The sequence below is a fragment of the Microcoleus sp. T3_D1 genome, assembly GCF_036700405.1.
GTDB lineage: Bacteria > Cyanobacteriota > Cyanobacteriia > Cyanobacteriales > Microcoleaceae > Microcoleus.
The window spans coordinates 19,662-31,537 of sequence record NZ_JAUBOV010000086.1; the positions used below are offsets into that span (position 1 = coordinate 19,662).

The 11,876-nt window shown below is 45.5% G+C and carries 13 protein-coding genes; 9 read left to right on the forward strand and 4 right to left on the reverse strand.

The genetic code is table 11. The features are described from left to right. The first annotated feature begins 29 nt into the window (after positions 1-29). The 9 genes from QT992_RS27855 (at position 30) to QT992_RS27895 (ending at position 5,422) form a co-directional block, all read left to right on the forward strand. Positions 30-347: a hypothetical protein gene (locus tag QT992_RS27855; RefSeq protein ID WP_333378224.1), complete on the forward strand. Its 318-nt coding sequence runs from the start codon at positions 30-32 to the stop codon at positions 345-347. Positions 348-470: 123 nt separating this feature from the next. Next, on the forward strand, positions 471-941 hold the full coding sequence (locus QT992_RS27860; RefSeq protein ID WP_333378226.1) for an AHH domain-containing protein: 471 nt from the start codon (positions 471-473) through the stop codon (positions 939-941). Between the two features lie 18 nt (positions 942-959). Further along, positions 960-1,496 carry an imm11 family protein gene (locus QT992_RS27865; protein ID WP_333378229.1) on the forward strand — a complete coding sequence of 179 codons (537 nt, stop codon included), beginning with the start codon at positions 960-962 and terminating at the stop codon, positions 1,494-1,496. 32 nt (positions 1,497-1,528) lie between these two features. Next, positions 1,529-2,170 carry a DUF416 family protein gene (locus tag QT992_RS27870; RefSeq protein ID WP_333378232.1) on the forward strand — a complete coding sequence of 214 codons (642 nt, stop codon included), beginning with the start codon at positions 1,529-1,531 and terminating at the stop codon, positions 2,168-2,170. Further along, on the forward strand, positions 2,167-2,799 hold the full coding sequence (locus QT992_RS27875) for a DUF416 family protein (RefSeq protein ID WP_333378234.1): 633 nt from the start codon (positions 2,167-2,169) through the stop codon (positions 2,797-2,799). Before QT992_RS27870 ends, QT992_RS27875 begins: the two co-directional genes overlap by 4 nt. Before the next feature lie 184 nt (positions 2,800-2,983). After that, a complete protein-coding gene (locus QT992_RS27880; protein WP_333378237.1) occupies positions 2,984-3,694 on the forward strand; it encodes an A/G-specific adenine glycosylase in 711 nt (236 codons plus the stop codon). A gap of 495 nt (positions 3,695-4,189) precedes the next feature. Then, on the forward strand, positions 4,190-4,381 hold the full coding sequence (locus tag QT992_RS27885) for a hypothetical protein (protein ID WP_333378240.1): 192 nt from the start codon (positions 4,190-4,192) through the stop codon (positions 4,379-4,381). A gap of 68 nt (positions 4,382-4,449) precedes the next feature. After that, complete coding sequence (locus QT992_RS27890; protein WP_333241826.1) at positions 4,450-4,683, forward strand: hypothetical protein; 234 nt, start codon at positions 4,450-4,452, stop codon at positions 4,681-4,683. Positions 4,684-4,714: 31 nt separating this feature from the next. Beyond that, the gene (locus tag QT992_RS27895; protein WP_333378243.1) at positions 4,715-5,422 is read left to right on the forward strand and encodes a hypothetical protein; all 708 of its coding nucleotides are present in this window, start codon (positions 4,715-4,717) and stop codon (positions 5,420-5,422) included. 176 nt (positions 5,423-5,598) lie between these two features. Here QT992_RS27895 and QT992_RS27900 read toward each other — a convergent pair whose 3' ends face one another. The 4 genes from QT992_RS27900 to dnaN all read right to left on the reverse strand — a co-directional run bounded on the left by QT992_RS27900 (position 5,599) and on the right by dnaN (position 11,470). After that, positions 5,599-6,900, reverse strand: a complete 1,302-nt coding sequence (locus tag QT992_RS27900) for a ParB N-terminal domain-containing protein (RefSeq protein WP_333378245.1) — start codon at positions 6,898-6,900, stop codon at positions 5,599-5,601. Between the two features lie 627 nt (positions 6,901-7,527). Then, positions 7,528-8,502, reverse strand: a complete 975-nt coding sequence (gene holA, locus QT992_RS27905; RefSeq protein WP_333378247.1) for a DNA polymerase III subunit delta — start codon at positions 8,500-8,502, stop codon at positions 7,528-7,530. Then, positions 8,499-10,040: a DNA polymerase III subunit gamma/tau gene (gene dnaX / locus QT992_RS27910; RefSeq protein WP_333378251.1), complete on the reverse strand. Its 1,542-nt coding sequence runs from the start codon at positions 10,038-10,040 to the stop codon at positions 8,499-8,501. Before dnaX ends, holA begins: the two co-directional genes overlap by 4 nt. Further along, entirely contained in the window at positions 10,040-11,470 is a 1,431-nt protein-coding gene (gene dnaN / locus QT992_RS27915) for a DNA polymerase III subunit beta (protein ID WP_325314617.1), read from the reverse strand. Before dnaN ends, dnaX begins: the two co-directional genes overlap by 1 nt. Positions 11,471-11,876 lie beyond the last annotated feature (406 nt).

Here is an 11,876-nt window from a genome sequence, read left to right on the forward strand (position 1 = left end):
GCTTTAATTGAATTACATTAGAGGATCGGATGGACAATTTGTACGATTTATTAGAGAAAATCAAAAAAAGACCTCCTGCTTACTTTGGAAAACGGTCTATTTTTCATCTTCAAGCATTCTTGGATGGATACAATTATGCTCGACGCGAACTAAATTTGCCTATAACACAACAAGAACAAGAGTTTGCTGGTTTTCAAGAATGGCTGCAAAAAAGATTTAAAATTAGTTCAACTCAATCATGGGCTACCGTAGTTTTATTTTATTCAGAAGACGAGAGACATGCTCTAGATGTGTTTTTTGAATTACTAGAAGAGTTTATTATTGAAAAGAAAAATTCAGCAATTTAAATTTGAATTGCGATCGCCCAGCCTATAATTTCGACTGTATTCGCGTTCAAGGAAGGAACGCCGAACGAGTTTCCGCCCGCACCGCCTCCTTTTCCAGTGCCTCGCCCGTCGGAACCGGAGATTTTGATTAACAGGCCACCTGCGGATGGTTTTCCTCCGTCTCCTGAGCCTTTCCCGATGCCGAATCCTGAGAAACCGGAGCCTTTGATTACGCGGGTTCCACTGTTGGGGCTTAAGGAGTATTTGGATAATTATGTTTTTGAATCGTCAAGCTCAAACGCTGCAAAACTTCGTAAGAATATGCAAGCTGCGGGTGAGGTATTTAATCCTGGCGATGAGGCACATCATCTTGTTCCTAGCGGTGATCCCCTAGCCAGGGCTGCTCGCCAGATACTTAAATCTTACGGAATTGATATTAACAGCGCATTGAATGGAGTGCGACTAACTGAGGATGAGCATCGGAAAAGTGGACTTCACACAGACCGCGCAATTCTTGAAGTAGCTGGTAGAATTGTTCTTCTGGATTCCAAAGCTGAGGTAGAAGCTGAATTGCGGGCTATTAAAGCTGAAATACTAGCAAAGACGTTTCCCTAATATCAAGGAGTAAATTTTATGAATATATATAATCCCAAACCAGAGGCTAATATTTATGATAGCCTTCTGGCAGTAAATGAGGAGGACGAAATCCTACTTCTGCATTTTCTGGGAGACCTTCATTGGTATGAGGTTCCCGAAGTTTGGCAGCCCATTCCTGTTGAAGTTTATAGTAAAGGAAAACCTGGTGATTTTCCATCTATTGTGGCACTTCATCTGACATTGAGCGAAAGAGCTGCGAGGATTCTACAGCCAATTATGGGTGAAAGTGTAGAGTTACTGCCAGTAGTATGTACTACTACTGGCGAGCGGTATTTTGCAATCAAAGTCTTAGATGTAGTTGACTGCCTGGATCATTCGCGTTCTGTAGTAGGGAGAAATTCTCATAGCGGTCGTGTGACGGTAATAGATTCTTTTGCTTTTAAAGACGGGTGTATAGGCGATAGAAATATTTTTAGACTACCCGAGTTAAATCGAGCGCTCGTTTCACAAACTTTTAAGGATTGCGTTGAAAATAATGGGTTAGAAGGTCTGATATTCAAACAAGTTGGTTGAGTCACGGCTGATTTCCACTCGGGCTACCACTAATGGATGGTGAAAAAATGCAGCTCAACTTTTTTGATTTTAGTTTTTTAGAAACAGAACTGGAATTCATACCTTCTTTTCAGAGACTCGCCTTTGCAGCTTCTATTTGCGAAAGGTTACTTCCCAACTACAACGCATTCTCAAAGAGCGAAAATTTTGGCAATTTTTATGTTCTGAGGCAAGCATTGGATGAACTTTGGCAATTTCTACAAAACAATTCAGTAGATAAAACCAGAGTTTCTCAATTAATAAATGAGTGCGATAGCGATCTAATAATTCCCCACTCAGATGACTTTGGTGCTGGATATGCTTTAGAAGCGCAGGAAGCAGCTTTTGCATTGTGCAATACTCTCGAAGCTTGTCTTAATCCAACACCGGAAGCTATTCTTAAAGTAGCTGAGCGCGCTACCAATACGATTGATGCCTTTATCAATTTCGATGAAACTTTCAGCCTACTGCAATCGCGAGATATGACAAAATACAAGCAGGTAGTTGCCAATCACCGACTTGCAGTTCGAGAAATGGCGAAACAAACAGAGGATTTACGACGATTAAAAGAGATAGAGATTTTAGATCGAGAAATTTTGGAGTGGCTGCGTACTTCTTCTTACAATGGTGGTCGAAGTTTAATCGATCTATCATGAGCAGTCATTTTTTTGAACTCGATACTTTAGAACAAGAGCTAAAACAACTGTCTCATCTTCACCAAGTAGCTTTTGCCGCTTCTATTTGTGAAAGAATGCTGCCAATGTACGATAAATTTTCTCGAATGGCGAATTGGGGACAGCCCTCTTTACTAAGAGAAGTGCTGGATGAAGTTTGGCTAATTCTACAACAGAAATCAATCGCACAGTCAAAAATTCGTAAATTAATGGAAAAAATTGACGGTGAAGGTGTTTGGCCGGACTCGGATTCAGATGAATTTTGTGATGCTTATTACCTTTTTGAAGCTCAATTCACTATTTCGGCACTATACTCTACTTTGACCGCCCTACTAACATCGGACTCTAAATATATTATTGGAGTAGTGCGAAATGCTAGATTTGACACTATTGAGGGATTTATTGGTCAAAGAGACAAGCTATACGAATTAAAAAACTCTCAAGATATGTTGGAACCAATTGCCAACGATCCGCTAGCCAAGCAGGAAGTTGCCAAGGAAATGGAAGACTTACAAAATCTGAAAAAGGTCGATAAATTGTCAGCCGAATTTTTAGAAAAGCTTCGCACCTCCTCTTGCAATAAAGGTAAAAGCTTAATTGACTTGTTATGAGAGAGACAACGATCCTATCGAATCATTTGGGCAAACATTGGATAAATGAAAAAAATGCTCTTAACAATTTTTTTGAATTGTACGAACTGTTTAAACGAGACTTCCTAGAGTGGCTCCGCACCTATTTTGAAAACGGTGGGAGAATTTTAAGCGATCTATCTTGAGCTATATGATGATAAGCGCTATGACCAACATACTTTCCAATTCTGAGAAAGCGGAATATCTCGAAACAGCAAAAATCGATTGGTTTCACAACCAACTCAAAGCCTGGGCATCCCAAAACCTGCGCGACTTTCCCTGGCGGCGCACGAGCGACCCTTACGCCATTTTTATCGCTGAATTCTTGCTGCAAAAAACGGTAGCCTCAACAGCAGCTCCCGTTTATGAAGCCTTTATCTCCCGCTATCCTACCTTAGCAGTTCTGGCCGCAACGCCTATAGAAAAAGTTGCTGTCGCTTTACAATCTTTAGGCTTGCACTTTCGAGCCGAAAGACTCTGCCAGTCAATGCAAATCATCCTCGAACAACACGACGGCAAAATTCCCCACACGGAATCTGAATTGCTCAAACTCCCCGGAGTCGGTTTGTACACGGCGCGTTCCATCTGCGCCCATGCTTTCTCCCAACCAAAAGCGGTACTCGATACCAACGTTGCCCGCATATTGGAACGTTTTTTTGGCTTGCAGGGCAACCGAGTCAAATCGCGCTGCAAGCTGCTCTGGAAGGCAGCAGAACAAGTTGCCCCCGATAAAGATGTAGGAAAGTGGAACTTGACGCTGTTAGACTTCGGAGCAATAGTTTGCACGGCTAAAACTCCCCGCTGTGGAGATTGTCCGCTGCACGATTGTTGCAATTACATAAAATCTACTGGTCAGCCGAAATCAACATCCCTATGAACCTAACTCCACATTTAACCTGAACGGTCAAACTTATACCCAATGGATGAAGTATGACTCCAAAAATCGTACAATCCGCTATGTTTACGATGACAAAGCCTGAATTCAAGAAACAATTTACTTCGATAATTTTCGCTTATCGCTGACCTACGACTCACAAGGACGGCTGAAAACCGAAACCAACCAACTCAATCAAACCACTACTTACGAATACGATGCTTACAGCCAAATCAAAGCTGTTATTAATGCTTTAAACGAACGCACGGAGTTTGAATACGACAAGCGTCGCAATTTAGTTCGAGTTACTGATGCATTAGGTCGCAGCATTCGTTATAAATACGATGAATACGGGCAGAAAGTTGAAACAACTTTCCAAAATGGCGATAAAATATTGATGGGTTACGACCAGTTCGGTCGCATCACCAGCGTCACTGATGAGAATTTACACACTACCAAACTACTCCGGGGGAAATTGAGGCGTGGCAGGTTTTGCATATGTTTGTGCGGGAAACTGATGCGCTGGTAGATTTTTATGTGGATGGAGAGGTGATTTCTACTACTGGGGAGCATCCTTTCTGGGTGCCTGATTTGGGCTGGGAGGACGCTATCCGTTATTATTATCCCTCAGAGGGATTCTTTCGGATTGATGTTGATGAACAGCGCGCAACACCCATCTTGTTGAATTAAGTAATTGCAGACTAAAAAAAATATTGAGGATATTAGGTTAGAGATTGGGCGATTACGGCTGACCCTCAATGCGCGGTGCTTTTTGCGGATGCAAAGCACCGCGCATTGGCGATGAATATTTCAAGCAGTATCCGAGTACAGCCCATTTGAGCCATCGCGAAGCTTTGGGCATAAAATTTTGCCCTCAGATGGACTTTCAGAAAGTTCCCTCGCAACTGCTGCTAATCCTCTCTCGCTACCAAAAACCCAACATCGATCGCAAACGAACTTCCCCCTGTACAAAGACAACCTGCACAGTATAAAATTTAACATAATATCGCTCTACAAACAGCCATGACACCCACAGTAACCATCCAAGAATTAGCTTTAGCCCTGACGGCCAAAAACCACTCTCCCACCCTCCTCAACTCGGATTTCCTCAAATACAGCGGCATCGTCCCCGCCGATTGGGAACTCGCCCGCCCTCCCGTTTTCAGCCCCCAAATCTCTCAGGTTGCCTTCACCAACGGCATCAATATCGTCGCCCAATCGAACGCCATCACCTTCATCGAATCTCTCTCTACAAAATCACAAGAAGACGTAAAAATTCCTGCCATTATCCGCAAGTACGTTGAAGCACTACCCCGCACCGACTATCAAAATTTGAGCATCAATCCGAGAAGTTTCGTCACCTTTGAAGGGGGAGATGAAAATGCGGCGCGCGAGTTCATCACCTCCACTTTACTCTCGAAAGGCACTTGGTCTGATGTAGGGAAAGCTCCCGTAAAAGCTGCTGTCAATTTAGTTTACTCTCTGGAACAAGGAGAACTTAACTTAAGCGTTGCCGAAGCTTTGTTGCAACTGCAAGATGCCGAACCAACTCCCGCAGTATTGTTTTCCGGCAGCTTCCAGTATGAGATTGCAGGGGAATTAGAAGGCGAGAAACTGCAACACTTGTACAAGCTTTTGGAAAATTGGCAGCCGGATTTAGAGGCTTACAGGGAAATCGTCAACGAACGGTTTTTGGGGAAAGAAGTTGAAGAGTTACCGTCTGCCGCGTAAAGGATAAGATTGTGGGGGTGATCGCGAGTACGCAAACAAATTCTAGTTGTGCGATCGCCCCAACGAGGGGTGACTGAATAATTCGTAATTAAAGGTACAAGCTAATGCCCCAATAATTCGGAATTAAAGAAACCTATCGCTAATTACGAATTTAGTGCCAGTAAACGAGAGCCTCATTACAAAGCCTGCTCGATCGCCCGCCGCGCCAATTCCACCTGTTCCACAGCATCCAGATAAGCTAGCGCTGCTGCATCCCAAACCACTTTTCTCTGCATCCTGTTCAAGACGATTTTCCCAAACTCGTACACCGTGCCGAAGCTTTGCAGCCTGAGAATCCGCTCAGCTATTGAGCAAAAACTCGGCGTTGGGTTCAATATCGCCACCACATCCGATTGAAGGAGCGATACCACCTCTGAACCCATATCGACTTTCAAAGTCGCTCCAACTTCCACAATCCGGCCCCAAAATCCATTCCACTTCCTTTCCGCTATTTTTTCTTTAGGAATAAAAGGGATTTTGACAATAACCCATGCCCCCGCGCTGTCTGGACCAAAGCGCGTTTTGACTCCCTCATCCGTAATTGGTTCGCAAGGAGTGCAAGTTTTACATTCTCCACCGCAATCGCCTTCTTGAACCCCCTCGCTACTACTGCTGCCCTCGGTTTTCTTCGAGGCGGAAGATTTTCTCAAAGCAGCCTTAATCAGAGCTTTAGCTTGTTTCGGGCTTTTCGCTGCTCCCGACGAGAGCGCCGCCAACGCCACTACTCGCTTGTCCTCCTGCATCTTCGCAAGTTGATACCCTACATCTATGCTGTGGTTATTAATAATGTCCAACCACTTTGCAGCCAATTCGGGGCTGTCTCTCTTGAGCTCGTCGGCAGCTTTGACGGCAATGCGCCCTTTCCTGTAGTTCCTGCCGCACCCCAAGCCGACTATAGCCGCCACAATATTTTCCGTTAGTTCCATTTCCCTTGGAGTCAGACCTAAGTCGATCGGGTTCAATGGAAAATTTTCCATCAGCGGTTGCTGGTTGTCCTTTAAGGGCGGCTCTGCTGAGCCAGCAGCTTGGTGGCGAGCTTTCTTAGCAGCGTGTCTGTTCCTCAGCTCTCTAGCTATAGGCTCCACGACAATTCCTTCCCGAATTCTCTGTACTGGACTTTGGTGGCGGTGGCGGTTTTCTGCCACCAAGACGAAGAGCTCGTCATCTTCAGTCTGGAAGTGGCAGACAATAACTGGGACAGACTTCCAGCCCAGCGCTGCTAGCGCCCTCCACCGCCGATGGCCGCTGACGATCGTGCCATCTGTTTTGACGGTCAGCGGTTGGACGTAGCCTTTGAGTTGGATCAACTCTACCAGGTCAGCAATACTTTCAGTGCACCCGTAAATTTCCTCATTGCGAGGGTGAGGCTTGAGTTGGTCAAGACCAATATGCTGAATCGCGTCGCTGACTGAGAGCGACACAGTTTCATTTTTATTCATTTGGATAGCCCTGGTTGTTTATTTGGGGATTGGGGCTTTGTACCTTTGCCTGCTAAACCCAATAAGGTTTCCTAACAGAAAGCTGGGGTTATTCTCTGTCGGGGCGGCGCGGGCTGTATCGGCAGGTCGCCTTCACTGTCAAAAGGTTCGCTACTTTTACATTCTTAGAATAGCATATTTCTTAAACTAGCAATGCGCTACATTATGGTATAATAAAAGACTATTGTGTTTTAAATATTTTTAACTAATTATTGATTATTATGATATCGTTTTTGATTAAAAATGGAGAAGTAATTAAAATTAATTATAACAGAGCCTTTATCACGTTGTATTTCAGACTTACAATTACTAGAAACATAATGGCTGTTGGAGGATTTAGCCCATTCATTACGAATTTTTCCACATTTTTGGCATCTCTGTGAGGGTTTTTTTTTTAGTAGCAAGCATTAACATTGGAGTGACTTTAGTTTAATTAATAAGTTTTATAATGTGTTTTGGTAAAAAAATAAAAATTTCCCCCGTTTAACTTCTTGCATTAGTTAAACGAGGGGAATGAACACTCGCGCTCGCCCCTATATCGCCCCTACATCACTTCTACATCGCCCCTACATCACTTCTACATCGCTCCTACTTTGTTAGCCTTGCTTTCTTAGGAGGAAAGAGTTGGGCGATCGCCAGAATTGCAGGCAACATGGAATCCCCTTTACGCCCAAGCTTCAGCGAACCCTCTAAGTCAAGCAGCAGGGACATCGCAGCCGCAAGAGATGTTAGGGAAGCAGCAGCTACTTCTTTTCTCAGAAAGTACACTCGCTTTGGGTTGGCAATTTGACAAATCCGGGCAATTTCAGCATCTTGCTTAACTCCTCCAACTATCGCCGCTTTCACCCACAACCAAGTTCTAAATTGAGTAATCAGCGTTGCACAAATCGCCAGCGGGAAAGTTCCTATTGCCAAAAGTTCAAGCAGCAAATAAACGGCTCTCTTACAGCTATTTTCCCTAAGCGCTTCGGCAAGCTGAAGGCTATTTTGAGTAGTTGAAGGAACCAGCGCTCTCACTTCCTTTAAAGTGAGGTTCGCACCCCTGCTGTAAGTTGCCAGCTTGTGTAATTCTGATTCAGCGCGGGCAGGATTGTTGCCGATCGCAACCGCCAAGTAATCAATAGCATTTGAGTTCAGCGACAGCCCTATTGCCAAAGCTTGAGTTCGGATCGATCGGGCAATGAGATCCGTTCGCCAGGGGGGAATAAGGTCAAACTCGAACAGCTTAGCTTGAGAAAGCAAGAATTTTGCCACCTTCAGGCGTTTGTCAATGGAAGGCGCTACAAAAACCAGGTGCGTCTTTTCCGGCACCTGCGGGAGCAACTGGAGAACCTCCAGCGCCTCTTCAGTAAACTGTTTGAAATTACACCCTTCTATCACCACTAACTTTGCTTTTTCCGTTCCCAAGGCGGGAGTTAAGGCGCAGTCAACCGCCTCATTCAATGCCGAAGCATCAAAGCGGTGATAATTGAAGCCAATCCAAGCGGGGTCGAGGTTCTTTTTAAAGGCAGAAAGCTTTTTGTGAATCGCGTGGAGGTCATCCCCTATCAGCAAACTAATCATCCGTTCTTCTCCTCGAACGACACTTGATAGCGGACGCCCGTTGCAGCCAGAAATATCTTCTGCACCTTAGCTGCGTTCCGGTTGAACTTGTCCAGGTATTGGGCGGGCACGGCCAGCACCGCTTTCTTTTCCGTCAGTGCTACCAGGGAAGCAGCACAGAGTAAAGCGCGGTTCTTCTCAGAAGTTGCTGAGAGCACTTTTTCCCAAATGGCTCGCTCCTTGGAACGGGGCGATCGCAACTTGGAGGTACTGGGCAGCTTCTGGGTGCGCTCGGGCTGCCAGGGGTTAGCAAGAGCGTTCTCTGCGGCGTAGGGTTTTAATTGTGGTATCCTCGCCAATCCCAGCAAGCAGAGTTCCAGCCACAGCGTTGGGTGAGCGCTCTTGCTGAGCTGCCATTCCGAAGCCTGCAACTGTTCGAGGCCAGCAGCGATCGCATTGCAGTCCCAAGCAGAGGCAATTTCCATCAGGGCCGAGTGCGAAATGCCGCTAACTAGCATCAGCGAACAGTCCGGCACGCTCGTTGCAAGCAACAAGTCCCGGTAGCAGGCTAGCAGCGACGCCAGCAGCATTTTAGGGCTTTTCCCGCTGTCAATGAGTTCGCGGGACAGTTGCAGCAGCTTCAGCGCGTTGCCGGTGCGGGTCGATTTCAAAATTGCAACTAAATCCGACTCCGGTATCCGCCCTGACAGCTCCAATACGTGAGAACTGGTAATTTCCTCTCCTAATAAGCTCAACTGGTCGAGCAACTGCAAGGCGTCCCTCATCCCGCCATTCGCGGCGCGGGCGATCGCAATTTTAGCTGCTTCGGCAATTGCAATTGACTCTTTCTCAGCTACCATTGTTAGCTGTTTGACAATGGCTGGGATTGGCAGCGATCGAAACAGAAACGTTTGGCAGCGGCTGTTAATTGTTGGCAGCACTTTGTGTTGCTCTGTTGTACACAAGATGAACACTACATGATGCGGAGGTTCTTCCAAACATTTTAGAAGAGCGTTAAAAGCTTGGGAACTCAGGCAGTGAACTTCATCTAAAATAAACACTCGGTAGCGGCTGATAACTGGTGCGAAGTGCGATCGCTCGATCAGGGCGCGAGCGTCATCCACGCCGTTGTGGGAAGCCGCGTCAATTTCAGCAACGTCTAAGCTGCTGCCTTTTTCAATCGAGCGGCAGGATTGGCACTTGCCGCACGGCTTTACTGTGGGTTTGTCTGCACTGGTGCAGTTGAGAGATTTAGCTAAAATGCGGGCCGTTGAAGTTTTGCCCGTTCCCCGTTCGCCGGCGAACAAGTAAGCCGGAGCAATTTTATTAGTTTTGACCGCATTGGAAAGTGTCCTTTGGATGTACTCCTGTCCGGCCAGTTCAGACAAGCTACGAGGGCGGTATTTTTGAGGTAATGCTGCGTACATGATTGAATGGTTAGGTGTAATTGTTTGCTGAGAATTAGAGTCATATTTGCGGAGTTTGCACTCAGAAGAAGAGAGAAGTAAAAAACTCAATATTTTTACTTCTGCCAAGCGAGCCTTTTTTGCAAAAGACATCAGTCTTTGAAAATCGGCATTAACAAGTATTTGGCATCCATTAGGATGTTGGGCTTGGAGCGGTTGCCAGCAGGAACTAAAATGGCGGGGCCGTCGCGCTGAGTGAGGTGCATTTGGAGTTGGGAACTAGCGATCGCTTTTGCACCTTCCAACAGGTATTTTATGTTGAATGAAATTGACAAATTGCTGTCTGAGTTAACGTGCGCTGCCATCTGTTCCAAACCGTTTCCAAATTCTCTGAAAAGCGACAGTGACACTTGCTGTGCTTCGCTATTAATGCGGATGCTGAGCGTTTTTTCTTTCTTGTCTGCCAGCACAGCAATTCTCTCTATAGCTTTGATGAAAGGTGCTTTTTCCAGCGTTATCTGATGTTGGAAATCCTGCTGCAATAAATCGGGATAAGCTGGGTATGTGCCTTCTAAACAGCGCGTTACTAAGCGCTGCGCTCCCCACCGGAATTCTACCAGAGCGCTCTCAGTGCTGTAAGAAAGCTCTACTGGGTCAGCGGATGTCCTGCTCGATAAAATTCGCTCCAGTTCGGCGAGCGATTTAGCTGGGACTGTAAGCTCTAGAGGCTGTGCAATTTCCGCTTGTTTCTTCTTAGAAAAACCTTGAATTGAAGTATTGAGGACAACCAAACGGTGGCCGTCTGTGGCAGCAAATTCGAGGGTATCTTGGCAGATTTTGAAGTAAACACCTGTCAGGATGTGCTTGCCTTCATCGGTAGCGGTGGCAAACAGTGACCCTTTCAGCCCTTCTTTCAACGTTTCAGCGGGGATGCAAATTGTTTGCGCTGTTTTTACTTCAGGAATAGCAGGGAATTCTTCACTCGAAATCCCTCGAACTTGATAGCGACCGCAAGCAGCAATTAGGGTAGCAACTGGACTGTTGCTAACAGCCTCTGGCAAGGTGATGTTATTCCCGCTATCTTCGCTATCTTCACCTTCGCGATTCAAGGCTTCGCGACTGACTAAAGTGATATCTCCGGGCGAGAATTTCCCGACAATCTCACTGAGAAGTCCGACTGGAATGGTCATGTCGCCGGGAGATTGAACGTTGGCATCAAAGGATGTTTGAATGGCCAATCTCATGTCAAAGACGGTAAGTTGGACTCGCTGTGTTTTTTTGCAAGCGACTAAGAGGACATTTCCTAATACTGGATGGGTGGGTTTTGCTGGGACAGCTTTGCTAACAAGTTCGAGATGGTTGGCTAAATTGTCTTGGGTGCAAACTAGCTTAATTTCTGGTGATAAAAGCTGGGGAGAATCGCTATCGGGGGACTGGTGTTCGGATTTTTCTTCAACTTTTTGCTCATCTTTGACCAAAGGTTTGGTTCGTTCTAAGGTAACACTTGCCTTGGGTTTTATTTTGGATGAACCGTTTTCTTTATTTCGTCTTTTAGCTGTATCGGTGGGGGTTTTGGTCTGCATCTTTGTGCGTTAAAATAGCTGCTAAGCGGGGGCAGCGTTAGCTGCCTAGAGAATAGCTTGCACGACTCAGCTTGTCACTAGACTTTAGATATAAGATTTGAGTACGATATTCCTTGGAATCCCGCCCACCTTGACCAAAAAAACGAAGTTGAGAGTGGCACGGACAGGCGCGGAATGTGATTTTTTTCACTTTCCCAGTGAAATGATGCTAAGTTGAAAATTTTAGCGCACGTTGTCAATAAAGTCCATACAATTCATGAAAAATTAGGAGCGAGAGGGGAAGTATTTGATGCGGCTTTTCAGCGACGATTTATTGATTTACAATACACTAAGTAGGTCGGCGCAAAAAAACCGAACTATGTTAAGATAAGTAAACAAAAAGAATATATCTACTGAGGTAACTCAA

Coding starts and splice junctions, on each gene's coding strand:
- dnaN (WP_325314617.1), bottom strand. CDS start 11,470: ATGCAGACCAAAACCCCCACCGATACAGCTAAAAGACGAAATAAAGAA.
- dnaX (WP_333378251.1), bottom strand. CDS start 10,040: ATGTCTTTTGCAAAAAAGGCTCGCTTGGCAGAAGTAAAAATATTGAGT.
- QT992_RS27885 (WP_333378240.1), top strand. CDS start 4,190: ATGTTTGTGCGGGAAACTGATGCGCTGGTAGATTTTTATGTGGATGGA.
- QT992_RS27890 (WP_333241826.1), top strand. CDS start 4,450: ATGCGCGGTGCTTTTTGCGGATGCAAAGCACCGCGCATTGGCGATGAA.
- QT992_RS27875 (WP_333378234.1), top strand. CDS start 2,167: ATGAGCAGTCATTTTTTTGAACTCGATACTTTAGAACAAGAGCTAAAA.
- QT992_RS27855 (WP_333378224.1), top strand. CDS start 30: ATGGACAATTTGTACGATTTATTAGAGAAAATCAAAAAAAGACCTCCT.
- QT992_RS27880 (WP_333378237.1), top strand. CDS start 2,984: ATGACCAACATACTTTCCAATTCTGAGAAAGCGGAATATCTCGAAACA.
- QT992_RS27870 (WP_333378232.1), top strand. CDS start 1,529: ATGGATGGTGAAAAAATGCAGCTCAACTTTTTTGATTTTAGTTTTTTA.
- QT992_RS27865 (WP_333378229.1), top strand. CDS start 960: ATGAATATATATAATCCCAAACCAGAGGCTAATATTTATGATAGCCTT.
- holA (WP_333378247.1), bottom strand. CDS start 8,502: ATGATTAGTTTGCTGATAGGGGATGACCTCCACGCGATTCACAAAAAG.
- QT992_RS27900 (WP_333378245.1), bottom strand. CDS start 6,900: ATGAATAAAAATGAAACTGTGTCGCTCTCAGTCAGCGACGCGATTCAG.
- QT992_RS27895 (WP_333378243.1), top strand. CDS start 4,715: ATGACACCCACAGTAACCATCCAAGAATTAGCTTTAGCCCTGACGGCC.